The 24,302-nt window shown below is 44.3% G+C and carries 20 protein-coding genes; 9 read left to right on the top strand and 11 right to left on the bottom strand.

The window, feature by feature from the left end:
- The first annotated feature begins 303 nt into the window (after positions 1-303).
- Positions 304-1,818 (top strand): aminoacyl-histidine dipeptidase, encoded by a 1,515-nt coding sequence (locus tag ACAM37_RS07365; protein WP_369625885.1) that lies wholly within the window; start codon positions 304-306, stop codon positions 1,816-1,818.
- A gap of 181 nt (positions 1,819-1,999) precedes the next feature.
- On the opposite strand, the gene ACAM37_RS07360 is transcribed toward ACAM37_RS07365, so the two are convergent.
- Both ACAM37_RS07360 and ACAM37_RS07355 read right to left on the bottom strand, forming a co-directional pair.
- On the bottom strand, positions 2,000-4,051 hold the full coding sequence (locus tag ACAM37_RS07360) for an OPT family oligopeptide transporter (RefSeq protein ID WP_369625884.1): 2,052 nt from the start codon (positions 4,049-4,051) through the stop codon (positions 2,000-2,002).
- Between the two features lie 186 nt (positions 4,052-4,237).
- Positions 4,238-5,644, bottom strand: coding sequence for a short-chain fatty acid transporter (locus tag ACAM37_RS07355; RefSeq protein WP_369625883.1), 1,407 nt, complete (start codon positions 5,642-5,644; stop codon positions 4,238-4,240).
- A 441-nt stretch (positions 5,645-6,085) separates the two neighbouring features.
- Between ACAM37_RS07355 and ACAM37_RS07350 the strand changes: the two genes are divergently transcribed.
- The 6 genes from ACAM37_RS07350 to ACAM37_RS07325 all read left to right on the top strand — a co-directional run bounded on the left by ACAM37_RS07350 (position 6,086) and on the right by ACAM37_RS07325 (position 12,768).
- Positions 6,086-7,168 carry an ATP-grasp domain-containing protein gene (locus tag ACAM37_RS07350; protein ID WP_369625882.1) on the top strand — a complete coding sequence of 361 codons (1,083 nt, stop codon included), beginning with the start codon at positions 6,086-6,088 and terminating at the stop codon, positions 7,166-7,168.
- 27 nt (positions 7,169-7,195) lie between these two features.
- Positions 7,196-8,395 carry a phosphoribosyltransferase domain-containing protein gene (locus tag ACAM37_RS07345; RefSeq protein WP_369625881.1) on the top strand — a complete coding sequence of 400 codons (1,200 nt, stop codon included), beginning with the start codon at positions 7,196-7,198 and terminating at the stop codon, positions 8,393-8,395.
- A gap of 103 nt (positions 8,396-8,498) precedes the next feature.
- The gene (locus ACAM37_RS07340; protein ID WP_369625880.1) at positions 8,499-9,329 is read left to right on the top strand and encodes a hypothetical protein; all 831 of its coding nucleotides are present in this window, start codon (positions 8,499-8,501) and stop codon (positions 9,327-9,329) included.
- A gap of 2 nt (positions 9,330-9,331) precedes the next feature.
- Positions 9,332-10,468: a cysteine protease StiP domain-containing protein gene (locus ACAM37_RS07335; RefSeq protein WP_369625879.1), complete on the top strand. Its 1,137-nt coding sequence runs from the start codon at positions 9,332-9,334 to the stop codon at positions 10,466-10,468.
- Between the two features lie 77 nt (positions 10,469-10,545).
- Positions 10,546-11,517: an HpcH/HpaI aldolase/citrate lyase family protein gene (locus ACAM37_RS07330; RefSeq protein WP_369625878.1), complete on the top strand. Its 972-nt coding sequence runs from the start codon at positions 10,546-10,548 to the stop codon at positions 11,515-11,517.
- Positions 11,518-11,691: 174 nt separating this feature from the next.
- Positions 11,692-12,768: a WavE lipopolysaccharide synthesis family protein gene (locus ACAM37_RS07325; protein ID WP_369625877.1), complete on the top strand. Its 1,077-nt coding sequence runs from the start codon at positions 11,692-11,694 to the stop codon at positions 12,766-12,768.
- A gap of 102 nt (positions 12,769-12,870) precedes the next feature.
- On the opposite strand, the gene ACAM37_RS07320 is transcribed toward ACAM37_RS07325, so the two are convergent.
- The 7 genes from ACAM37_RS07320 to nadR all read right to left on the bottom strand — a co-directional run bounded on the left by ACAM37_RS07320 (position 12,871) and on the right by nadR (position 19,945).
- On the bottom strand, positions 12,871-13,620 hold the full coding sequence (locus ACAM37_RS07320) for a glycosyltransferase family 2 protein (protein WP_369625876.1): 750 nt from the start codon (positions 13,618-13,620) through the stop codon (positions 12,871-12,873).
- Positions 13,611-15,185, bottom strand: coding sequence for an aminoglycoside phosphotransferase family protein (locus tag ACAM37_RS07315; RefSeq protein ID WP_369625875.1), 1,575 nt, complete (start codon positions 15,183-15,185; stop codon positions 13,611-13,613). Before ACAM37_RS07315 ends, ACAM37_RS07320 begins: the two co-directional genes overlap by 10 nt.
- Before the next feature lie 46 nt (positions 15,186-15,231).
- Positions 15,232-15,603 carry an HAD-IIIC family phosphatase gene (locus tag ACAM37_RS07310; RefSeq protein WP_369625874.1) on the bottom strand — a complete coding sequence of 124 codons (372 nt, stop codon included), beginning with the start codon at positions 15,601-15,603 and terminating at the stop codon, positions 15,232-15,234.
- A 432-nt stretch (positions 15,604-16,035) separates the two neighbouring features.
- Entirely contained in the window at positions 16,036-17,226 is a 1,191-nt protein-coding gene (locus ACAM37_RS07305; protein WP_369625873.1) for a hypothetical protein, read from the bottom strand.
- Positions 17,227-17,376: 150 nt separating this feature from the next.
- Positions 17,377-17,832 (bottom strand): Mpo1 family 2-hydroxy fatty acid dioxygenase, encoded by a 456-nt coding sequence (locus ACAM37_RS07300; RefSeq protein WP_099833650.1) that lies wholly within the window; start codon positions 17,830-17,832, stop codon positions 17,377-17,379.
- 184 nt (positions 17,833-18,016) lie between these two features.
- The gene (gene pnuC, locus ACAM37_RS07295; protein ID WP_309596279.1) at positions 18,017-18,763 is read right to left on the bottom strand and encodes a nicotinamide riboside transporter PnuC; all 747 of its coding nucleotides are present in this window, start codon (positions 18,761-18,763) and stop codon (positions 18,017-18,019) included.
- A 108-nt stretch (positions 18,764-18,871) separates the two neighbouring features.
- Positions 18,872-19,945 (bottom strand): multifunctional transcriptional regulator/nicotinamide-nucleotide adenylyltransferase/ribosylnicotinamide kinase NadR, encoded by a 1,074-nt coding sequence (nadR, locus tag ACAM37_RS07290; protein WP_320407556.1) that lies wholly within the window; start codon positions 19,943-19,945, stop codon positions 18,872-18,874.
- Between the two features lie 454 nt (positions 19,946-20,399).
- Between nadR and ACAM37_RS07285 the strand changes: the two genes are divergently transcribed.
- A complete protein-coding gene (locus ACAM37_RS07285) occupies positions 20,400-20,621 on the top strand; it encodes a PspC domain-containing protein (protein WP_101964643.1) in 222 nt (73 codons plus the stop codon).
- Between the two features lie 208 nt (positions 20,622-20,829).
- Here ACAM37_RS07285 and ACAM37_RS07280 read toward each other — a convergent pair whose 3' ends face one another.
- Together ACAM37_RS07280 and ACAM37_RS07275 are read right to left on the bottom strand one after the other, a co-directional pair.
- Positions 20,830-22,368: a fumarate hydratase gene (locus tag ACAM37_RS07280; RefSeq protein ID WP_309596282.1), complete on the bottom strand. Its 1,539-nt coding sequence runs from the start codon at positions 22,366-22,368 to the stop codon at positions 20,830-20,832.
- A 150-nt stretch (positions 22,369-22,518) separates the two neighbouring features.
- Positions 22,519-23,391 carry a rhomboid family intramembrane serine protease gene (locus ACAM37_RS07275; RefSeq protein WP_309596283.1) on the bottom strand — a complete coding sequence of 291 codons (873 nt, stop codon included), beginning with the start codon at positions 23,389-23,391 and terminating at the stop codon, positions 22,519-22,521.
- A 228-nt stretch (positions 23,392-23,619) separates the two neighbouring features.
- Between ACAM37_RS07275 and ACAM37_RS07270 the strand changes: the two genes are divergently transcribed.
- Positions 23,620-24,300, top strand: a complete 681-nt coding sequence (locus tag ACAM37_RS07270) for an alpha/beta fold hydrolase (RefSeq protein WP_369625872.1) — start codon at positions 23,620-23,622, stop codon at positions 24,298-24,300.
- Positions 24,301-24,302: the final 2 nt, after the last annotated feature.

The following is a 24,302-nucleotide window of genomic DNA, read 5'->3' as shown; positions in this document are numbered from 1 at the left end:
TTGCGCAAAGGATTGAATAATATTGTGCGTTGCCGTCAATCCTTCGGCGAATAATTTGTTTTTCTTAGTTATTTTTAAATTTTAATTCATCATAGATATTCTGTAGGTGAATTATTATGTAAAAACCTTTATATTCTGTAAAATAATATTAACAATATTATATTTTCTAAAACGGAATAGCATTGTAGATTTGCCAGTAATCGCGCTATAACTATGCTAACCAGAAATAAGCTGACCATTCCTATCTAAAATTCGCTACAATATTGCCTTTGATAGTTAATACACTAAAAATCGAGCAATACCATGACAACCAATCTCTCTCAACTGTCACCCACTGCTGTTTGGCAATGGTTTGATCAAATTTGTGCTATTCCACATCCTACTTTTCATGAACACGCTTTGGGTGACTTTATTGTTCAAGCAGTCCAAACCCGCGGACAGCAATACGGGTTAACGGTCAAAAAAGATGAAAAAGGCAATATTTTTATCTATAAGCCAGCAAGCGTACAGCTTGATAGCAATATGGCAAACCATCCTGCGGTGGCTATCCAAGCGCATTTTGACATGGTGGCACAAAAAGGGGAAACCACCAACCATGATTTTATTACTGACCCTATCAAGCCTGTGATTAAAGACGATTGGGTCTGGGCAAGCGATACGACGCTTGGGGCAGATAATGGTATTGGGCTTGCTATGGCATTGGCGGTGGCGTTTAGTGATGATATTGCCCATCCACCGCTTGAGTTGATTTTGACTTGTGAAGAAGAAATCGGCATGGGCGGCGTCCAAGCCATTCACCCTGAGTGGCTGACCGCACCTGCAATGATTAACCTTGACTCAGAAGATGAAGGTGAACTGTTTATTGGCTGTGCTGGTGGGCGTGATGCAACATTTCAGTTAACTTCCTCGCTCATTACCGTAACTGACGATGTCACGCCCATGATGATTAAGGTGAGCGGTTTACAAGGTGGGCACTCTGGCATTGATATTCATAAAGGCTTAGCCAATGCGAACTTATTACTGGCGCGCGTGCTGGCAAGCCTGTTTGGCTCATCGCCTTTTTATCTACAACACTGGACAGGTGGGGTACTGCGAAATGTGATTACGCGTGAAGCCACTGCGGCGGTGTTGGGTGATTTTGACCGTATCAGCCAGTTGCTTCCCACTATCTTGCAAACGCTACAAGCTGAATATAAAATCACGGAACCCAACCTGACCGTGACTGTTGAAAAACTAGTAGCCACGGATGCGCTGTCACCGGCATCTAGCAACTTGTCCGCTCTTAGTATAGCCGACAGTCAGCGTGTGCTTAACTTGCTGCGTAGCCTACCCAATGGCGTGATACGCATGAGCGATAGTTTTGCCGGCGTGGTAGATACATCAATTAGCACGGGCGTGGTTAAGCTTGGACAAACTCACGACAATAATCAAACCGCCACCCTTGAGATACGTTGTCTGATGCGATCTTTGGGTGAAACCCCAAAAGATGACATCGCCCAGCGGCTACAAGCTTTAGCAGATTTGGCAGGGGCAGCGCTAGAGTTAAGCGATGATTATCCAGGCTGGCAACCTGACCCAGATTCTAAGCTATTGGCAGTGGCAAAATCTGTGATGGCGAGTCATTTTGCAGGCGAGCCAAAGCTGCAGGTGATTCATGCCGGTCTTGAATGCGGCATATTTAAAGGTAAAGCGCCAAACATGGACATGATTTCTTTTGGTCCAAATATCCGTGCGGCACACTCACCCAAAGAGCGCGTAGAAATCGCCAGCGTGGCAAAAACTTGGCAGGTGTTATTAGACTTATTAAAAGTCTTGTAATGGCTAATGATTGCTTATGCTGCTATCCCAGTCGCGAAAAAATGTCGTCGCTAAGTTTTTAAATCTATGGTGTTGCGCCTATTTTCTTACACCGCGATACATAAAAAACCCTTGAAAATATTGATTCTCAAGGGTTTAATGATTTTCAAGGATTTATAGGGATGTTGGAGTTTAATGCCTATTATCCCGATGTTTTGGCACTGCTCAGCACGCGTCTTGCTAGTATCACGATAGCCAATACAAATGCCAATAATCCTAGCCATTGGGCAATATTGTCCCAATTGGCAAGTTTAAGCGCCAGCGGTGCATCTGAGCCGCCCGTCGTGACTGACGCGGCAATAATAAACGCCATAATAACGCCAATCAAGCTTTCGCCCACAATTAACCCTGCAGCAAATAACGTACCTTTACGCTCTGCAAGCTTTAAGTTGCGCTCTCGTTGCGCCGCCGCACTGTTTTTGGTGATATGGTTTTTAATCCACCATGCCAACACCGAGCCTATAAAAATCGGCATATTAATGGTAGGTGGCAAATAAATACCCATACCCACTGCCAATACTGGCAAGCTGTATTTACCCGCTGAAGTTTTGCGTAATAAGGTATCAGCGACAATCAGTACCGCACCAATCAGCACACCGATAAGGATAAAGTCCCAGTTCAAATTATGCGCAAAAATCCCTTTGGCAATCGTGGTCATCAAGGTTGCTTGCGGTGCGCCCAAGGCTTGTGAGGCATCCATATCAGGGCGAGGCAATGCCCCAGTAAAGCCATAAGCTTTGTACAGTAGTTCTAAAATAGGGGAGATTACCAATGCACCTACCACGACACCAATCATTAACGCAACTTGCTGACGCCAAGGTGTGGCTTTTACCAAGTAACCCGTTTTTAAGTCTTGCAAATTATCATTTGAAATCGTCGCCACACATAATACCGCCGAACCACAGAATAGCGCCAACGCGGTGACAAATTTGCCATCGCCCGTGGTTAACAATTGCGGATAAGCATTGCCAACCAGCAATAAAATGAGCGAAATCACCACAATCGAGATAATACCAATACCTGAAATTGGGCTAGACGACGATCCAACCAAACCCGCCATATAACCACACGCTGCCGCTACCAAGAAACCAATGATAAAGGTGACCGCAGTACAAACCAATACTAGGAGCCATGCCAAACCCGCTGGCAAGCTTGCATCCGCCACAAACTGATAGAAACTAACTGCCAATAACAACGTCATTACCACCGTCCAACCGATCATGGCTTTGGGCGATAAATCCTGATCCATACGACTGAGGTTTGATGAATTGCCACCTTTGAGCGCCTGCATGGAAATTTTTAATCCCTCAATCATTGGCTTCATTAGCGTGAGTAGCGTCCAAATCGCGGCAACACCAATGGTACCTGCACCGATAAATCGAACATTTTCCTTCCAAATTTTCATGGCAAATGCCGACATTTCCATGTCACTGGGCTGAGGCGTCATGCTCGTCAACATCGGTACCGCTGCACCCCAAGCAATAAGGATACCCAGCAAAATAGCCATACCGCCTGCTACGCCAACTAGGTAACCTGCCCCAAGTAGCGCCAAGGAAAACCCCATGGGTAATTGGGTAATCGCCGAGCCTGCTTTAAACCAGTAGCCTGCCGAATCTGCCAATACCCTGAGTCCACCCGTCAAAAACGCTACAATGCCTGACAACGCGCCACCAATCACAATATCCTTGGCGCCTGTTGAGGCATCTGACTGAGCGGGGGTATCATCTGCGGTGTCCTGTTCGCCTGCCCGCAAAATTTCAGCAGCGGCAACGCCTTCAGGGTAGGGCAAATCACTGTTAACGACCATCGCATAGCGAAGCGGAATAGTAAAAATCACCCCCAAGATGCCGCCAGCGATACATAAAATAGTGGTTTGCCAAAACGGAAACCCTGTCCAATAACCGAGCATTAATAACGCTGGCAACACAAAGATAATGGACGATAAAGTACCTGCCGCAGAAGCTTGGGTTTGTACAATATTATTTTCAAGAATATTGCTATCTTTGGCAAATTTTAAAACCGCCATTGATATCACCGCCGCCGGAATGGACGAGGCAAACGTTAAACCGACTTTAAGTCCAAGATATACATTGGACGCGGTAAAGATGACAGTGATTAATGCCCCAAGAATAATGCCCCTTAGCGTCAATTCTTTGTGATTGGCATACATATCACCGATAGGCTGAACTTGCATGGGCAAATCTCCATGTAAAAGCAAAAGTTAATGGTGAGTAAAAAAAAGCTTATGGATTATACTGCGTTTTATGGCTAAAACAATAATTTTTATCTAGCACCCTCACCCTCGAAACATAGATAAATTGTGAAGTTAAAAAAACGAATGTCACTGTGGGATGGCATTCGTTTTTTTTACAAAAGTTTTTTAAAGCATGGGTGGTTTATAAGTCAATGTCGTACCTAAGAGCCATAATAGAATCAATACCACAGGTATATGAAAAATTAGCTGCGTTACTGTAAAACCCATCACATCTTTGGGTTTGATTTTTAAAATACCTAACATGGGTAACATAAAAAAAGGGTTAATTAAGTTCGGTAGTGCTTCTGCGGCATTATAGACTTGTACCGCCCATCCTAGATGGACTTTTAAATCATTGGCAGCTTGCAACACATAAGGCGCTTCAATAATCCATTTGCCACCGCCTGAAGGAATAAAAAAGCCTAAAATCGCAGAATAAATTCCCATTACCACTGAGAAGGTTTCTTTTGATGCGATCGATACAAAGAATTCTGCAATATAGTGAGATAGCGACAAATCAGCACCATTTAATGCTTTGGTCATGATGAAAGCAATACTACCATACAGGGGAAACTGAATTAGTACACCGGAAATAGCAGGAACCGCTTTCGATACGGCTTCTAAAAAATTTCTTGGCGTGCCATGCAATGCCAGTCCAATCATCAAAAAAATAAAATTGTAAGTATTGAGACTTGAAATAGCGATAATCGGATTACTTTTGGTAAATTCATTAATCATCCAAACTGCACCTAGTAGCACGACTAGCACGGTTAAAATTGGTGAGTTTTCTAACCAGTCTCCAGGGCGCTTACTTTTAACTTCTTTAACCTCGTCATCAAAGGTAATACCAAAATCCTCTACGGTCTTAATGTTGTCACCTTTCGGCGCCGACCAAAACGCGATAGCAATGGATAGCACAATCAAAATCCCTGCCATCAACATCGATTGAGGTAAAAAAATAGTTTCGGTAAAAGGAATCACCCCTGATAAATTGATAATCGAGTCGGGGATACTCTTTTTATTGGCTTGTAGCTGAGCGGCAGAAGAACTAATACCCAATGCCCATGTAGCCCCCATACCAACGACCGCAGCAGCAGCGGCTGCACGGTAATCCATACGCAGTTCTTTACGCTTGGCTAAGGCAATAACCAGTAGCGCAGTTAGTACGGTACTCATCGCCCAGTTGATAAGCGATACCAATAGACTGATAATTGCGACCAAAACAATAGCGCCCGTACCACTTTTAGGCAGACGCGCTAGCATTTCAATGAATTTTTGCACCGGTTTGGAGACTGATACCACAAAGCCGACCACAATCAGCATACACATCTGCAGCGTAAAGGGAATCAAGCTCCAAAATCCGTCACCAAACGCTAATGCGACTTGTTGAGCCGGCGCACCAATTGCCATCGCAGCAATCGCCACGATGATAACACCGAGTGCAGCAAAAACATAAGAATCTGGAAACCATTTTTCTGCCCAATCGCTGACGCGAATGGCAAAACGTTGTAGCATATTTTGAGAAGTTTGCATAAAACATCCTTGTGATAGATTCTTGCCAGAATCTATTGTCCTAATTAAGCGCTTAATCCTATATTTGACTGGCTTTGCTATTGTCTATGCCATTAATAAAGCAACGTCACATTTTTTTTATAGATTGTTTTTACACATTGTTTCTATAATGTTGCAAGATTTTGTTAGCTTACAAACTAAAAAGATTAAGGTCAAGCTAGTAAAATTTTATTTAATAGATAAATAAGTCTAGGCAAAATCTAAAGATTTGGAAACGTTAATCGAAAAATAGGTTAAGGGAAATATCAAAAAAGTGAAATTGTAATAGGGGTGATGTTGCACCTTGATAAAGTTGAGTAAAAATGTCATTACTTACGCAAAATTTTACTTTATTATGTGTCTATTTATTGGCTTAGCATAATCAATGAAGGTTTGTGCTAACTGCGTTGTGATGGAAGTTGAATGATTTTAAACCCCAGTAATACCTCGTTTTCAATTTGGTTGGCAGAAGGGCAGTCAAGCCAGCGTGAGATGCTACTTGCCATGCAAGCCATGAAATGCCAATATAACTTACCCATGACCATCGTGGCGTCTCATCGACAACCACGACCAGAAATCTTAAACTGTGCCGATATAGCGTACCAAGAGCCATCTGAGCCAAGTGAGCGGGTTGAGTTTGTACTTGAACAGGCCAAAAAGCACAATAGCAAAGTGATATTGACAGGGCGCAATAGCCAAGATTACGAAGCCAGACGTCAAGACTTCAAAGCAGCCGGTATTCGGTTATTGACAGGCGCAACTGACACAGCCACGCTTGAATTAATGGACGATAAAGCCGCTTTTACAGCTTTTTGCCAGCAACATGACATCCCTGTGGCAAGTGGCTGGCAGTTTGCTAATACAGATGAGTTAATGGCACTGCTCGCGTTGCATTGTGGGCAGCCGTTATGTGTAAAACCCGTTAAAGGTATATTTGCGCAAGGGTTTTGGCGACTCGATACGGCAGCGGTCGATGCGTGGGATAGTTTTGAGCATTTATACTTTACCGATGCTAAAAAAATTCATCTTGCACAATTTTTACACGCTTATAACCATAGCCAAATGATAACTGACAAACCCATTGCCATGCTGCTGATGCCCTATCTAGCAGGTAAAGAATATTCGATTGATGTGGTATGTGAGACGGGGGAAGTTTTAGCCGCAGTGACGCGCTATAAAGAAGGCAGTGAGCAGCATGTGGGCTATGACGAGACAGTGATGGAACTTGTCAAGCATCTGGTAGCAGCCCTAAAAGCCGATGGTATTGTGAGCATCCAAACCAAGGCTGATGAAAATGGGACGCACAAGGTACTGGAAATCAATAGCCGCGCATCTGGTGGGATTGGTTACACCGATCATGCCTTTGACAACGGCACGATGAATTTAACCCAATTAGCTTTTGCCTATTGGTCAGGCTGTATTACCAAACCGCAGTTGGCAGCGGTACGTGATACCATCACCCCTTGCATCGTGCGCCCGCTGATGACCAGTGTCAAAATCGGCTAACGCAAAAACAACAGGATAATAGACGCCATGACCGAGCAAAAAACCATCTCGCTATCGCGTGGCGAGCTTACTTTACGTTATCAAACCAGCGCGGATTATCAACTCGATGAGTTGTTGGGGTTTGCTGAGCGTATCAATCCCAAGCGCGCATTTTTGTTTGTATCCAAAGTATTGGGGCGACATATTCCGGTATCCCCCGATAATATGCGACAAGCCTTCACCCAGTTGGCAACTCTCATACCCGATGATTTGCCCGAGCCGATTGTGGTGATTGGCATGGCTGAGACCGCAGTCGGACTGTCGGCAGGGGTGCATCAAGTGCTGCAGGCGCGTTATCCGCAGGCTATTTTGCTCAACTCGACGCGGCATGCACAGGCAGGAGAGCTTTTCACCACGTTTAGCGAAGATCATAGTCATGCCAGTGTGCATTTGATTTACCAAAGTGATGACAGCACGCTACAAGCGAACGTTGAAAACGCCAAAACCTTGATTATGGTCGATGACGAAGCCTCCACAGGTAATACCTGTCAAAATGTGGTCAACGCCCTGCGTCAAGCAGGAATGAGTAAGCTTGAGCAAGTGCATTTGGCGACGCTGGTTGATTGGTCACTGGGCAAAAAACTGGGCAAAAAACTGGGGGAAACGGATAGTAATATTTTTAATGACATCGCCTTTTTTCGCCACCATTTGCTCGCAGGAGATTGGACGTGGACAGATAAGGTGAATGCGCCCGCGGTTACCATGCCAAATGTGTCAACCACAGAGGCAGGCAGTCAGCCACTGCTGCCTACCGGCGATTGGGGTAGACAACCGACACGCGATAGTACATCGGGATTGGATTTTTTGCTGCAAGGTTTGCATCATACGCTGAGCCAAAGACAATTGACCCTAGCGTCATTCGCCCATCAAAAAATCTTGGTGCTGGGCAGTAATGAGTTTGTTTGGTTGCCGTTGTTGCTTGCCGAACGCTTGGCGCAGTATCAAGCGGATGTCAAATTTTCTGCCTTAACGCGGTCACCTATCGCCATCCATGCTGATAGCGCCGTGACTAGCGTCATCAAGTTCTTTGACCATTATGGCTTGGGCATGACCAATTTTGTTTACAACGTGACGCCTGAGGCGTGGGATTGGGTGCTGTTGTGCGTGGAAACCCCCCAAGATAGCGTGGATGAGATTTGGCAGCGCTTTGATAATGTCATGGTAATTTCACCGAGAACCAAAACATGACACCCGAAATCTAATACCCAAAATCTGACGCCTGAATTCCGAAAGCTAATCAGCCAAAAAATCGATAATCGATAAAAGTTAAGTTTGATAAAAGTGAGTGTGAATGACCGATTTTTTTAAACCCGAAGCCCGTTTTTTTGAATCAGAAGTCGCGCTAGTCAAGCCTTATGCTTTGATGGATTTGGATGATACCTTGTTTCAAACCCAGCGAAAAATTGCAGCTTGGCAATTGCCAATGGATGGGTTGGTGGCGGCGACCGTCGATAAGCAGAATGCGCCATTGAGCTTTTTGACGCCAAAGCAGCGCCATTTTTTTAATTGGTTATCCCAATCAACGGAGCTCATCCCCGTCACCGCAAGAGATACCACTGAGATTATGCGCGTCAAACTGCCGTTTGATAGTTGGCAAGTTTTAACCCATGGTGCGGTGATTGTAGCACCATCGGGGCAGCTTTGTACGCGTTGGCAGCGGCTAATGGCAGGGCAATTGGTGGCGCTACAACCCAAACTGACCCAGCTTATGGCGCGATTGGCAGGGTTTGAAGCACTGCGTATAACCCCACATTATGAACACTTTATAGTAGACAATAACGCGACGGATTTGATGGTATATGTCGCCATCAAACATCGGCATAAAGACCACGATGCTTTGCTGCAGTTTGCGGCACAGCTGCCGAGTGTGCTAAATGAGGTGGCTGATTTGGGCGATGAGTTTTATATCCATGTCAATGCCAATAACTTGGCAATCTTGCCGCACGTCGTCAACAAGCATCACGCGATGCGTTTTTTGCTCGATTATCATTTGGATAAAAATCGCCCTTGTTTTGGTTTTGGTGATAGCTTGGCGGATTTGCCGTTTTTACAATTATTGGACTGGTATGGCACGCCCAATCGAGGGCAACTGCATGATGCTATCAGTCAAGGGTGTGTATAATCATGACAATTCAGGCGAATTTTTCGGGTAGTTATTTATCTTCTGATGTTACCTTGCTGCTCGATATCGTCCGTGCTGATAGCGTCAATGATATCAGCCCAACGCAAAAAGAAGCGTTAATCCAATCAGGTCAGCGCCATTATTCAGATATGCTGACGCTTGAAAAACCGCCCAGCGCCATGCATGAAGCTTTGTACAATCAAGCATTGATGGCAGGCAAACAGCGCATGGCAAATGATGTCACAAGCCTTGCCTTTAGCTTACATCAGCTATTTCATGCTTGCGTGAGTGCCTCGCAGCCGCTGATATTGGTCAGTCTCGTGCGGGCAGGATTGCCGATTGGAGTCTTGCTACAAAAAGCGCTTAGTGATGCCTCTGCCAGCTATGCGTTAGCCAGTCAGCATTACGGGGTGAGTATCATCCGTGACCGCGGGCTTGACCCTGTTGCCTTGCAATATATTTTGCAGCAGCATCCGCATAGCCCGATTGTGTTTGTCGATGGTTGGACGGGGAAAGGGGCTATCTATGGTGAGTTGCAACGAAGTTTAGCCCAAATCACTGATAAGCGGCAACAAGCGCAACTGTTTCACCAAGGTGACGGGGTGATTCCACTGGTGACGTTGGCAGATCCTGCTGGGGTGGCTTGGCTATCGGCGAGTGATGATGATTGGCTGATGCCGGCAAGTTTGCTCAATAGCACTGTCTCTGGGCTGATATCGCGTACCCTGTATCGTGAGCCCAGTGATGGACTGCACCAAGCAGTGTATTATGACAAGTTACAGCCTTGGGATCGCAGTGGCGAGTTTATCCAAACCATTGATGCGCTGCGTCAGCAAACGCCTTTACCAACGCCGCTAACGGGCAAGTTATTGCCGACTTTTACCACCCAGTCTGTGATAGAGGACTTGGCGGCGCGCTTTGCCATCAGCAATCGTAACCGTATCAAACCCACCATTGCCGAGGCGACCCGCGCGATATTACGGCGCGACCCTGAGTGTGTATTGGTCAATGAGAGGGCAGACGGACAAGATACGGCATTACTGCGGCATCTTTGTGAGGAAAAAAATATTCAAGTAATTGCAGATGCCAGCATTGCACCTTACCAAGCTGTCACCATTATTAAGAACAGAAGCCAATGATAACCGCGTCTTTGCGCTCATCGACCCTGTTAACCGCCCATTTATCCTAATCGCTCTTTTACGCACATTGTACTTTTATGACACTATTACACCCTGTAAATCATTTTTTACCTACGTCTGTTGCGCCGACTATCAATCCCTATCAGCTGGGTGCGACGCTTTATATGCCAGCCACGCGCCAAGATATTTGGCAAATTATTAGCCAGCAAAAATTGGCTGAAATTGACAGTATCGTGATTTGTTTGGAAGATGCGGTAAGTGAAAGTGAAATTCCTGCCGCGCTCGCAAACTTAAAGCAGCTGCTTGCGACATGGGCTCAGCACGCCGAGAGGCATGGTTTTGGCGATGAATCGCGTCAAATTTCACCGCGAGCCTCACGCCCGATGGTGTTTATCCGACCGCGCAACGCCTTGATGCTCACTGAGCTTGCCAGTTGGCAGACGATTGCTTTGGTGAATGGCTTTGTGTTACCAAAAATCGATATGCAAAGCCTTGCCGATTGGCGATTGGCTTGTCAGGCATTGCCATCGACACAGCTATTGATGCCGACCCTTGAGACTCGGCTCATCTTTAACCCGATACACAACCAAGAACTGGCGCTAGCTTTTAGCGAAGGGTTTAGCCAGTCGATTTTGGCACTGCGTATTGGCGGCAATGATTTATTTGCCTCGCTGCGCTTGCGTCGCCCGTCTGATGTGACGATCTATCAAACCCCAGTCGGCATACTCATCTATCAGTTAATTGCGTGTTTTGTGCCGCAGGGTTTTTATTTGACTGCGCCCGTGTTTGAGTATTTGGATAAACCTGCCTTGTTTGCTGAAGAATTGCGTCAAGATGTCGCCTTGGGACTGGTGGGAAAAACCATCATTCACCCTGACCAAATTGCTGCAGTCAAGCAAGCTTTTTATGTCAATGACATAGAGCGCAGTCAAGCCACCGCGATTCTTGCTGCTGATGCCAAGGCGGTGTTCAAGCAAGACAACAGTATGCTTGAGCCAGCCACGCATCGCGCGTGGGCGACCAGTGTGATGCTGCGTGCCAATGTCTAAAAGCTAAGGTTTAACAGCCAAGGTCTAAAAGCCACTGTCTAACAGTTTGTCACATCAAAGTCAGATAACAAATCACTGACCGATAATTGAACAAATTTGCGCTATGATGACGGGTTAGCAGATAACAATAATTAATGATAACAATTTAACTGATAATCAGCATCATGGAAACCTATGCAAGCAAACACTCTCCCCAGTCAGTCAGTGACGGTTATTTTTCAAGGTGGTATCAACGTTCACCAGCTAGGGCAGGGCGGTGATGACGGCAGTGATTTTATGGCTAACGTCGCCAAAACCCGAGCAGCATTGCCCCATGCAACCATTGTATTATCGACTTGGGATACGCTTACGTTGCCCACCGAGTTTGACAGCGCCGACAAATTAGGTATCGATCAGCTGATTTTAAACCCAGATCCTGGTGGTCTACCCAATATCAAATTTGGCTATGACGCCCCTAACAACGTCAATCGACAAATCATCTCCACGCAAGCAGGTCTAAACCAAGTCAGCACCGAATATGCGCTCAAACTACGCACCGATAGCTACTTGCTCAATGACAATCTGCTGCAATTTTATCGCTATTATACCCAACAAGTAACGTTACATTCACAGCGCCATTTATCCTCAAAAAGTAAAGGAACCGACTATTCGCCGATTGTAGTGCCGTCGTTTTTTACCATCGACCCCAGCATGTTTGAGCATATGGCGTTTCATATCAGCGATTGGGCGCAATTTGGCAAGACCGAGCGACTGCAGGCGTTTTGGTCGGCACCGCTGATGAGTCGTGACAATGCCACTTATTTTGAGTCGCATGCACAAGATATCGATGCCAAATTTGCGGACAATACCTTTCGCACGCGGCTTGCTGTCGAGCAGCATATTGCCAGTCATTATGCCAATCAAATCGGCTACGCCGCCACACCAAGCTACTACAATGAACTCAACGAGCAGATTCTAGACGCGCATAAGGCATTTTTGGCGAGTGAAGTGATTGTGCTTGATATGACAGACTACGGGCTGCGGTTACCCAAATACGCGTGGACATTGACCGATGCTTTTATGGCGATGAACTGCATCAGCCATGATGACTGGTATCAGCTGTTTTATCAATATTGGTATCCCAACCAAGTTGACGAAACCCGCTTGGCTCATGCGGATGAACGAGCGGTGATGAAAAGTATTGCCGCGGCAGAGTTTTATCAAAATAGCCCAGTCGATCAACAGCAGATTTTCTCGCGTCTTTATCCCTAAATCTGCTAAATAAAAAAGCTTACCCAACAGATGGTAAGCTTTTTTTCAACAGTTAAACAATTAAACGACAATTTTTAAACATCAACCTTTAAACATGAGCCTTTAAACATCAACCTTTAAACCGTGGGCTTTAAGCGCTTGGTATTCATCCGGCGTACCACAAAAATCAATGTCGTCCTCCGTGATTTTGACATAGCCAACCCGGCCGCCTTGCGCGATTAATAAATTATACATAGGGGCGATATAATATTCGTTGTTAACCGTCAACTGTTGGGCAACCGCTTGTTGAAACAACGATAGATACTGCTGCTTGGATTTAAAATAATATAAGCCATCACTGCAAAGATTGGAGATACGCTGTTTTTCGGTGGTTTTAATCACCCTGTCATCGTCATCGACGGCAATAAATGACCAATGATCGCCTTCGCCTTCAAATACTTCTAAGTAGCCATCAATAGACTCTACCCAGTCAGGTTTTTCAAACCCATAGCGAAAGGTATCGATGTTAAAAATATAAATCGGCTCATCGTCATCAATGCTAGTATCGCCGAGTCCCTGTTCAAGTCCCAGCCCTAGTGCTACTGTTTCAGCTTGTCCTGCTGTCTCGCCATCAAGGATATGAATCATAAAATTGCGCACACCCAAGCGCGTTAATCGCTCAGCAACAAATCGCGGGGTATCATATACATCGCGCACGATAAGCAAAAATAAATCGGTGCTAAAATAGCGCTCAAACGACTTGATTGCCAAATCAAACACAATGGTATCGGCAATCGACAATTGATACTTAGGTACCTCAAAGCCCGCCTTAAAAAAACGACTGCTTAGCCCTGCCATCGGAATTACGAACATGTCACTGCCTCCATCACATACATTTTATATAAACGATATGCATTGAGCAGCATGGCGCGCTGGCGATCGGGTCTATCTGCGTGCAAGGGTAGCATGGATAAGAACAATAACACCACCGCTGGCATGATAGATTCTGTGGTCATGCCATTGACCCAGGTGCCTGCAAAAAATTCTTGCTGGATTTGCTCCAAACGCTTATCAATATCGAATCGTATATTGCTACCACTAGGGCTATCAATAATTTCATAACGCCCTGCGATGATAAAATCATACATACCAATCACAGAATGGGTGAGCTTGGCTAAATCATAGCTTGCATTACCAAAAATACTAAAGTTGCCGTTAGAATCCGTGCCCCGTGGGTCAAAAACTTTTACCCGGCGACCGCGCATGTCATACATAATGTTGCTAAAACATAAATCGCCATGCATGACACTCACGGTGTTTGGCAGTGCCAAGGCTTTGTCGATACAGTCCTGCGCAATCTCTAGCGTACTGCCAAGCATCGTTTCATCATATATCACAGGTTGGTTCAAATCGATATCGGCATCATCGGCATACGCGTACAAGCGCTTTAAGGTTTTTTTATGGTACAAATCTTCGGCATATGATTTGGCAAACCCGGTTTCGATATGGCGATGCACGTCGGACTGATTAGCCATACTAAAAAATTCTTTTAATAGCTGAAAAATATGTTGCCAAAACTCAGTGGTATTTAATCCATGCACATACAACTCATTGAGCGGTAATAACGGCAAAAACTCTAAGCTATAGCTAAACTGTCCGTCCACTTGCTGATAATCAATCAACTGCGGGGTAAAACGTCTAAGTGGCGCAGGGATATGGGTGTACCAATAAATTTCTGCTTCAATCTTGTTATTGTCGTCACTGCTTTTGGTGACAATGCCTTCCCGAATCTGCAGTGAATTAAAGGCCCGTTCGGTGGTCATATTAGCGCGGGCATGAATATAATGCACAAAATTACTGCAGTCATAATACGACTCAATGTTGACCGATTTCATTGGCATCGTCTGTTGGTACAAATAAATCGCCCGCACAAAATTTTTCTTACTAATCGCCAAGGCTTTAATCAACTCCAATCGTGAGGAAAAGGCAAAATAGCCAATCCAATCGGTGGGGTTTTCTTTCATTTTTTTGGTTTGTTGCCAATCGTATTGGCGCGTTTTATCCGACACGCCAATACAATCTGAGCAATCAACTAAGTGTGGTAAAAATACATCCCCTTGGATGATACGAATATGCTGGTATGATTTATCAATGGCTAGATTAAGCACATATAAAATGGTCTCAGCCAATGCCAAATTTTCAGGGATTGTTACCACATCAATGGGAAGTGACTCAATCACTGCTTTTTCATTGAGGGTCAAGGTATAAGCTTCGGGTAGTGACAATAGAATTTTTTCATGGGGGAATTGTTGGCGTACCACATCGACTTGCAGCTGTAATAGTTTTTTATTGCCGATGGGCAGCATGCAAGGTGGAATGCGCCCAATTTCTGCTTCAAATTCGGCATTGACATAGGAAGAGGCGTTAATGAGTATCATGGCGTTAAATTACCTTAAATGTCGTTATTGTTGTTTTTATTTTTTATTAAGGTGTTAAATCAAGTAGCTGGCAAATCTCTGCATAGCTTAGCTTGACTAATTCATCGGGTCGAATAGCTTTGTCATCCACATAAAATCCTTCAAAGCCGCACCAAGGTTTACCCACGTATAATTCATCATACGGGATATCATGTTGTGCCAGCCAATCGATGATAATTGGCAAGGTGTTTTTATTAATAGCGCCAATATTGCCTTGATAGGTGCGCATATTGCGACTGGTATTGATGATAATCGTAAACCCTTGTCGATGGTATTCTTTAAGTTTTTCGACAACTTCGGTGATAGGTTGGGCATTGGCATAGTCGCCGTTTTGTGTGGTGCATAGGGTGTCATCTAGGTCAAAGATTAGCCGCTTCATTGTTATTATGTTCCTAAGATTGCAGTGATAGACTTAAACTAAAAATTTTTGTATTTATAATAAAATCAAGTGTTTGATTGTTATTTTAACTTCAATACCTTAAAACGAATCCCTACCAAATGATATTACTTATTCATTACTTATTGTAATTTTAGGTAAGAATGCGAGAAAAAAATCGATTATAGTGCTTAATCACAATGCTTAACATTGGCTGGAACGCTTTTAACCAATCGATCAATCGATGTTGATAATTTTTGAGAGTAAGTCATAGCACCAAAAATGCGGGAAAAAGCGAGTAAGAGCCTGATAAATCTAAATAATATAGGCTGTGACTTGATGAAAGATTGGCTTTTAGTAACGATAAGCTAACAGGCTAAAAGATTAAAAAGCGAAACAACAGTAAGCAAAAAACCGTGGAAAGGTGCGAAAAATTTATTTGATAGCGACGTAACTATGGACTTTGTACATACGACCCAGTGCGTTTTTCCAGCCACGGGCATAGGGCATAAAGGCTTGGCAATTATCTAAATGATAGCCATAGCCTGCATTGCCATACGCCATCAAAAAACTGCCATCCAAAAAGCCTGACTGCCCTATGACAAAGCCATTACCTTGATTAAATCGCGCTTCAGCACCGTTACCGAGCAAGGTAGCATTGATTGCGGTATAGCCGTGACCCTGATTGTGGTTGGCATTGGCGTGGGTGATATCGATACTGGCGTGATGACGGGCAAAATAGCCACCGATCACGTTTTCATTGCCAAGACTGCGATTAGCCAAAATACGCCCGCCATTGTCAGCAAAATAGCCATAGCCATAATTGCGAAAGGCATTGGTACGTCGGTTGATGCTATTGCAGCTTAGCATGCCATTGTGCAGCGCCAAAAAGCCATGTTTGTTTTCGCTGGCACTGGTATCATGACACCACATCGAGCCATTGGTGAGTGCATAAAACCCTGCGATATGGTTATGTGCAGACACGCTGTTATCGGCATTGATAAAGCCGCTGGATTCCGCGCAAAATCCAAAACCCAACTCTTCATCCAAATGCGCACAGTGATACGCCTCGCATTGCTGGGCATCTATCGAGCCCCCATACGCAAAAAATCCAACATCCCCCGCAAACTGTACAATCACCCCAGGCTCACAGCGAATACTTGAGCCAAAGCGGGCAGCAACCCCATAATAAAACTTATTGATACGGACCTTTGACCCCACGAGCACTTGGCTATTGTAATTGCACATGATACCGGCACCATAGCCTTCATCTTGCCACTGTCCATAGCCCAAAAACGCCTTTGTACCATTGATAGTCATGCCATCGATTTTAAAAATACCATTGCCCCGCTGCATCAAAAAGCCACAGCGGTTATGGGCATCATCAAAATGTAACTGCACCTTATCAGGATTGTCCAAATTGCCAACAATCTCTACCCGATCACTAAAAAAATCAATTTCAACTTGGTCTAGATAATACTCACCATCGGCAATTTTGATTTGGATAAAGCCTTTATCCCCCAAATTATTTAATTGGCTTTTACAATAAGCCAAAGCCGCGTGAATAGTCGGGAATGTTTGCGGCACGTCAATACGTTGCCAACGGTTGGATACTTTTTTAATCATAATAACAGCAAGCTAACAAGTGATATGGTACTCAAAATGAGTAGGTCGACCATACATCGCCAAAAAGCCTAGCGATAGTCAAAGCCATTGCAATTATCTAGGAAATAGCCGCTGTAATATGTTGAGTTTTCTTAGTGAATATGAAGTTTTTTATGACGTTTTAGGTTTTGCCAATTTTTCACTCAACGAATTCGCAACCCAGGCAGGACCAATCAACAAAAATTGTAAGTCTTCAAAAAATGACGGTTTTTTGCCCTCAATTTTGTGACCGACAAATTGCCCAATCCACGCGACCACAAATACGCCAAACCAAAACTTAAACCCAAATGGCAAGATAGCAATCGCTGCCAAGCAAAACAGCACAAACATGCCCATGGCAATAAATAATTGCGTAGACAGACGTAAATAAAACAGCATTACCAAAGCAATCAATACCAACGTAAACGCCGCCTGCCATGACATTCCCATGCCTAAGATACTGGCAAAAATCGTGGGCACGCACAGCCAATGAATTTTTTTATTGATAGGATGTTGGTGGCTCACGGCGTAGTCAGCCAGCCAGCTTTGTAGGGATTTTTTTGAATGAAGCAGGGTCACGCTTGCCATAATCTTCTTCCTTAAAGATAATAAAGACAATGAAAAAAATTGCTGATAAAAAATGGGTGTGAATCCCATCAGTTACCACTAAATCGTATCACACCCTAGTCGTTTGTCAAATCAGCGAATTTACCCTGATAGGTTTTGATATCAGTGGCTTTTGATATCAGGGGCTTTTGATATCAGTGGCTACTTAGGCCAAGCCTTTGGCTTTTTGCTCACTGCGATACCACTCATACAGTCCCACAAACGCATTGATTTGGTACACCATGGTTTGAATGGCAAAAATATAATTTTGCGACATCAAGTTGACAATCAGCCAAACAAAATTCACCAAAATCCATAACCACCAGTTGAAGGAATAGCGTAAAATCATCGTGGCTTGCGCTGTGATGGATAGCACAAATGCCAACACATTAATCCAAAAAAAATCAATCACGCCCAAAAATTTACTGCCATCGTTGGCGACCACACCATAACCCATCGACGCTAGCCAATTATTGACAGTTGGAAATAATGCCAAGCCAATCGCGATAAAGGCAATGGTTACCAACCACACAATTTTATTGGCTGATTTGGGAATCATATTGCCATCGCCATCGGTATTTTTTGACCAATAAAAAATGCCATACAAATGGGTAAAAAAGTTAAACAGCGGCGCAAGCATCAAACCCACCGCACCCGCGGTTCCCTGTACAATGGTTTCACCCGCCGTTGCCAACATACCAAAGCCATTACCCGCGATATTGCGGCGAAAGCTCAGCGATACCACACACAATAGCCCGATAAAAGACACCCCCAAATAAAACCAGTCTAACGCTCGATGTTCTGTGGTCAACCAAAAACCGGTACCCAGTGCAATTATCCCAAAAAAGAACCATGCCACCGTCCATTCTTGTGCCCATTCACCGGTAATTTTATCCAAAATTGCAATTCGCATTTCGCCTCCAACAGTCATTACAACCATAACAACATTTTTTTAATTAAGCTTTAAAAAATAAAACCAAAAATTTTTAGCATATTTACCAAGCATGTCTACAAAATTATTTTATGCCTCGATATCTTGATAGTGGTGAAAAACGTGTGCATCAATAAGCGCAATCGCATCCAAGAATCGCTGATGATAGTCTGGACTATCAATAAACAGCGGCGCAATATGATGACGGGCAAAGATTTGTTTTAAACGATTTTCAAAACGCTCACGCTGGGACTCGCTGCCTAGGGATCGCATCCCATCTGCGACCCAAGGGGTGTTATTGGCAAGCATCAGGGTATAATCTAAGCGAAACTCATCGATACAGGCGGTCAAAAACGGGTGGGTACGCCCTTCATATTCTTCACAGAATGCTTGCGTGGTCACAAAATCTGTATCCACCAAAGTGATTGGGGCAGGGGCAAAGCGTTTAGCGGCGCGTATCGCTTGTTCATGGTCAGTTGCCATGAGCGGATAGTCATCGTATTGCATACCAAGCTCAGTACCCCCCAAATCGGTTTGTACAAACAGCCGTCCCATTTCTAAGCCATAGCTTGCACCATAATAGTTGGCTAATTTATGCAGTAGTGTGGTTTTACCTGAGCTTTCACCACCCACCAATGCCACAGTTTTGGTGTAGTCACCTCGCGCTTGCGGGTGAATGGCTGACCAATACAGCGCGGGGTTATTGTGAATCTTGCGGCTATCAAAACCGCGCTGGCGTGGCGTGGTCACCACGGGTAAATGTAAACCATAATCGACAAACGGATGGGTTTCATCCATAAACACAACCGGGGTTACTACCTCTGCCTTATCGCTAGATGCGCTCAACTTGGGATAACGTTGTTGCAAATCCGCTAATACCGCATTGACCTCATCAACGCTCAAATCTTGATAATTGTCTTCATACGAGGGGGTTACCAAATCAGGTAAAATCTCTATATGCACAAATGGCAAATCAGCAAATGCCATGGTCATCCAGCGCGCTTTGTCTTTCAAATCAATGGAAAAATTTGGATTTGGCGCAGGGTGAGCGGTAATAAAAATATATAACTCTTTGACTTGCCCAGACGCATGCAAAATCGTTCTTACATGCCCCAAATGCAGCGGCTCAAAATGTCCAATAATGATACCCACATCTTGCATCATGCTTTCCTCAACACTTTATCATGGTTTTTTAACTATTCTTTATCGACTTGATTTTTTGATTACTTGGATACATATCCCTAATAAGGATATAAAGTAACGCTATGATAATCGATTAGCCCCGATGAAGTTACAATCGTTTGTAACGCTAGTATCACAATTTGTAAGAATCGGTGCACACGCTACCACACACGCTATATAGCCGCAAAACTGTGCTCGTAATAATCGTTCATGATAATAATGCTGTAGAAAAAGTTACCAAAAGAAACATCATTCTACGTTTTGTCACCCAACTACACCCTGCATTTGCTTATAATAAATCATAACCAAAATGTAGCATCTTCAACCAATAATTTTAGCTGATGGCATTAAGTTTTAAAGGCATTAAATTTTAAAGATGTTAGGTTTTAACTAAGTCGTAAGTGGTTTTCTTTATTTTTAACAGGTAAAAAATTGAATGGCAAATAAACTGGTAAAACTTCATCGCTCTCAGAATCATCGTATGATTGCAGGTGTGATGGGGGGTATTGCAGAGTATTTAGGCTGGAATGTAACATTGGTGCGTTTGTTGTTTGTGATTATCTCAACCGCGAGTGTGGCAGTGCCAGGTATTTTGATATACATCGTGTTATGGATTGTCATGCCAAATGCTACCCAAAGCTCCTATCGTGCGGTTTGATGGGTGTATAGGCGTATTTGTAGCCCAGCTAAACAATTAAAAAAAGAAATATTATGAATAATAACAACTAGCTATAACAATAACTATAAACTTCTCCACTTTTCCTCCTGCCCAGATATTACATTATCTGGGTATTTTTTTAACCTAAAAAAAGCCTTAAGGAAATGCTTAAGGCTTTTGTTCATATTAAAAATCTTGAAAAAATTGACTAAGGCACAAAACGTACAGGCTCGGCAATCACTTGCTGGGCGCGTTCAGCGACTTTATCAAAGCGGTGGATACTGTTACCTTGGTTGTCCACAGCGACGGTCACAGGCATATCTTCTACTTCAAACTCATAAATCGCTTCCATACCTAGCTCTGGGAAGGCAAGTACTTTAGCGCCTTTGATAGCTTTCGATACCAAATAGGCGGCGCCGCCCACTGCAATCAGATAAATTGCGCCATGTTTGGCAATGACTTCACAGGTCGCAGGGCTACGCTCGGATTTACCAATCATCCCAATCAAGCCTTGATCCAAGATTGTATCGGTGAATTTATCCATACGCGTTGAGGTAGTGGGACCCGCAGGACCGACCACTTCATCGCCCACGGCATCGACAGGACCGACATAATAAATAAAGCGATTTTGTAAATCCACGGGCAGCGCTTCGCCTTTGGCAAGCATATCGACCATGCGTTTATGGGCAGCATCACGACCCGTTAAGATTTTACCACTAAGTAGTAAGGTATCACCGATGTTAAACTGACCTAAGGTTTCTTTGGTTAAGTCGTTAACATTGACTTTAATCACATCATCGGAGCCAAAGGACACTTCTGGCCAATCTGATAGGGAAGGTACCGGCAAGGCTGCTTCACCTTGACCGTCTAGGGTAAAGTGAATATGACGAGTCGCCGCACAGTTTGGAATCATGGCAACGGCTTTGCTTGCGGCATGGGTAGGAAAGTCTAGTACTTTTACATCGAGTACCGTAGTCAAGCCGCCAAGACCTTGGGCGCCAACGCCAAGCTCGTTCACTTTGTCATACATATTGAGACGTAAGCGCTCAACGCTATCAAGCTCGGCACCGCTTTGGGCTTTGGCTTGTAACTCATGGATATCAATGTGTTTCATGAGTGAGCGTTTGGCAAGCATCATGGCTTTTTCTGGCGTGCCGCCGACACCGATACCTAAAATACCGGGTGGACACCAACCTGCCCCCATTTGGGGAACGGTTTTTAACACCCATTCTTCAATCGAATCTGAGGGGTTTAGCATCGCAAATTTTGCTTTGTTTTCTGAACCGCCACCTTTTGCGGCACAAATCACATCAACTTTGTCACCCGGTACCACGCTCATGTGAACCACCGCTGGCGTGTTGTCTTTGGTGTTTTGACGTTTGCCAATTGGGTCTACTAGGATGGATGCCCTTAGTGGGTTGTCGGGATTGTTGTAAGCACGGCGTACCCCTTCATTAACCATGTCTTCAACGCTCATCGCTGAGCCTTGCAAGTCCCATTGCACGTTCATACCGATATCAAGGAACACCACCGCACTACCAGTATCTTGGCAAATCGGACGATGACCCATCGCTGACATACGGCTATTGGTGAGGATTTGCCCCATGGCGTTTTTGGCAGATTGGTTGGTTTCTTTTTGCCATGCTTCATATACAGCATCAACGAAGTCTTTTGGGTGATAATAACTGATATATTGAAAGGCGTTGGCGATAGAATTGATAAAGTCGTCTTTCTTGATGACGGTCATTGGCTAGTCCTTTTCACTGGCTAAATAGTGGCGCTATTATAGCATTGTCATTTGCTAGATTGGCAAACAAGATTGGCAAAAGGGCGCAGGAATAAGCGTTTTAAACGGTTAACCGCTAAAATTTTTATCCCATTAAAAAATTATTAACAGTTAATGGATAATACTTGGTAATGCATGATTGAGTAATTGCATAAAACTGGTATGTAGCCAGCCATACATCGCCATAAATCCCACTATTAACACTACATAGCTTGCGGTGATGATTTTACCCTTTAACACCACTAAAGAGGGCGGGATGAATGGGGCAGTGTTAGCAGAGATTGGTCCATCGCCAAGATGATTGGGTTGCCAAGGCGCGCCACTGGCTTTATGGGCGAATAGCTGCTGCTGGCGGATAGCGCGATACTGCATGACGTACACCATACCCAGCAAGCCACCTATAATTGCACCGCCCACATGACTGGCATTATCGATACCGCCCACCAAAAAACCATAGCCCAAATTAATCGCCATCACTATCAGTAACGAGCGAAAATTTAACGCGAAGTTATTGAACGATGTTTTGGTTAGCGCTGTCACCAATAGCGCCATCCCAATGCCCATGATACCACCTGACGCACCGGCACTAATGATTGGCGGCTCACCTGCCATCACGCTATGCAAGCCCAAAAAGTTATTGAGCAAATTGCCGCCAATACCTGATAACAAAAACAACGCTAAAAAATTGACAGCGCCAAACATCCGCTCAGCCACTTGTCCAAAATAATACAAAGCAAACATATTAAACAGCAAATGCATAAAACCAATATGCAAAAACAGGCTGGTCACCAATCGCCACGGGGCTTCACCCAGCGAAAAGGGTAAAAAATTGGCACCCCAAGCAATTAACGATTGATTAGTGGGATTGGTCGGATTGACGCCAAACAATAGCTGTAATGCAAACACCCCAATACAAATTACCACCAGCGCCAACGTGATAGGGTAGTGTTGTAAAGCTTGTTGGATTGGGGATTCAAATGCCATAGCGCGCCTTATGTAAACCAATTTAAGCCAAAATTTCAAAGCAAAAAGCCTGTATAAAATCATTATTATCAATTCACAAACCGCAATTATAGTATGAAATGGTAACAATGTTTTGCAAATCCGTCGCGGTAACCGAGAAAATGATAAGCTAAGCGGGAGGCATTCTTTCCAAATTTTTAGCATCATAAATACAAATCATAGATAAAAATTATAGATACAAAAGGCTTTATGATAAAACGCCAACCCAAACCGCTTGTCATTCTCATTCATGGCTTGCACATGCATGCATGGGCGATGCGACCGCTTGCCAAAAAACTCAGCAAACTCGGCTACGAGTGTCATAGGTTTGGGTATTTTAGCGTCGCGCATAATCTTGCCAATCATAGCCGCCGTTTGCACCGCTGGCTGACCAAACATGAAAAAGCGGATGTGCCAATTTATTTGGTCGGTCATAGTCTTGGCGGGCTGGTTATTCGAGACTTTTTGCAGCGCTATCCACAGTGGCAGATTACTCGCTGTGTGACACTTGGGACGCCGCATAATGGCAGCATCAGTGCCAATAATATCGTCAAAATCCTGCCCAAATTCGTCGGTCGCTCGTATCTGCAGGGGCTAGATGGCAATGCGCCTGCACTCAAAGATGAAGTACAGCTAGGTAGTATTGCGGGGGTTCGTTCGGTGGGGCTTGGCAAAGTGGTATTGCCTCGTAACCGTCAACTTGCCAAGATTGAGCCGCATCTCCAGCCCAATGACGGCACGGTATTTGTGCATGAAACCAAGCTTGCCGCTGCCAAAGACCATATCATTGTCAATGCGTCCCATACTGGACTCCTGATAAATGATGAAGTGGCGATGCAAATCCATCACTTTTTGCAACAAGGGTATTTTTTGCATACAAAAAATTGTTGAGA

Origin of the sequence: Moraxella sp. K23 (assembly GCF_041154765.1) — a bacterium.
Taxonomy (GTDB): domain Bacteria; phylum Pseudomonadota; class Gammaproteobacteria; order Pseudomonadales; family Moraxellaceae; genus Faucicola; species Faucicola tetraodonis.
The sequence above is the reverse complement of the archived record's forward strand: the minus strand, read 5'-3'. Positions and strand labels throughout refer to the sequence as shown.

Excerpts from the sequence above, each read along its gene's own strand:
- ACAM37_RS07365 (WP_369625885.1), top strand. The coding sequence starts at position 304 with ATGACAACCAATCTCTCTCAACTGTCACCCACTGCTGTTTGGCAATGG.
- ACAM37_RS07360 (WP_369625884.1), bottom strand. The coding sequence starts at position 4,051 with ATGCAAGTTCAGCCTATCGGTGATATGTATGCCAATCACAAAGAATTG.
- ACAM37_RS07355 (WP_369625883.1), bottom strand. The coding sequence starts at position 5,644 with ATGCAAACTTCTCAAAATATGCTACAACGTTTTGCCATTCGCGTCAGC.
- ACAM37_RS07350 (WP_369625882.1), top strand. The coding sequence starts at position 6,086 with ATGATTTTAAACCCCAGTAATACCTCGTTTTCAATTTGGTTGGCAGAA.
- ACAM37_RS07345 (WP_369625881.1), top strand. The coding sequence starts at position 7,196 with ATGACCGAGCAAAAAACCATCTCGCTATCGCGTGGCGAGCTTACTTTA.
- ACAM37_RS07340 (WP_369625880.1), top strand. The coding sequence starts at position 8,499 with ATGACCGATTTTTTTAAACCCGAAGCCCGTTTTTTTGAATCAGAAGTC.
- ACAM37_RS07335 (WP_369625879.1), top strand. The coding sequence starts at position 9,332 with ATGACAATTCAGGCGAATTTTTCGGGTAGTTATTTATCTTCTGATGTT.
- ACAM37_RS07330 (WP_369625878.1), top strand. The coding sequence starts at position 10,546 with ATGACACTATTACACCCTGTAAATCATTTTTTACCTACGTCTGTTGCG.
- ACAM37_RS07325 (WP_369625877.1), top strand. The coding sequence starts at position 11,692 with ATGCAAGCAAACACTCTCCCCAGTCAGTCAGTGACGGTTATTTTTCAA.
- ACAM37_RS07320 (WP_369625876.1), bottom strand. The coding sequence starts at position 13,620 with ATGTTCGTAATTCCGATGGCAGGGCTAAGCAGTCGTTTTTTTAAGGCG.
- ACAM37_RS07315 (WP_369625875.1), bottom strand. The coding sequence starts at position 15,185 with ATGATACTCATTAACGCCTCTTCCTATGTCAATGCCGAATTTGAAGCA.
- ACAM37_RS07310 (WP_369625874.1), bottom strand. The coding sequence starts at position 15,603 with ATGAAGCGGCTAATCTTTGACCTAGATGACACCCTATGCACCACACAA.
- ACAM37_RS07305 (WP_369625873.1), bottom strand. The coding sequence starts at position 17,226 with ATGATTAAAAAAGTATCCAACCGTTGGCAACGTATTGACGTGCCGCAA.
- ACAM37_RS07300 (WP_099833650.1), bottom strand. The coding sequence starts at position 17,832 with ATGGCAAGCGTGACCCTGCTTCATTCAAAAAAATCCCTACAAAGCTGG.
- pnuC (WP_309596279.1), bottom strand. The coding sequence starts at position 18,763 with ATGCGAATTGCAATTTTGGATAAAATTACCGGTGAATGGGCACAAGAA.
- nadR (WP_320407556.1), bottom strand. The coding sequence starts at position 19,945 with ATGATGCAAGATGTGGGTATCATTATTGGACATTTTGAGCCGCTGCAT.
- ACAM37_RS07285 (WP_101964643.1), top strand. The coding sequence starts at position 20,400 with ATGGCAAATAAACTGGTAAAACTTCATCGCTCTCAGAATCATCGTATG.
- ACAM37_RS07280 (WP_309596282.1), bottom strand. The coding sequence starts at position 22,368 with ATGACCGTCATCAAGAAAGACGACTTTATCAATTCTATCGCCAACGCC.
- ACAM37_RS07275 (WP_309596283.1), bottom strand. The coding sequence starts at position 23,391 with ATGGCATTTGAATCCCCAATCCAACAAGCTTTACAACACTACCCTATC.
- ACAM37_RS07270 (WP_369625872.1), top strand. The coding sequence starts at position 23,620 with ATGATAAAACGCCAACCCAAACCGCTTGTCATTCTCATTCATGGCTTG.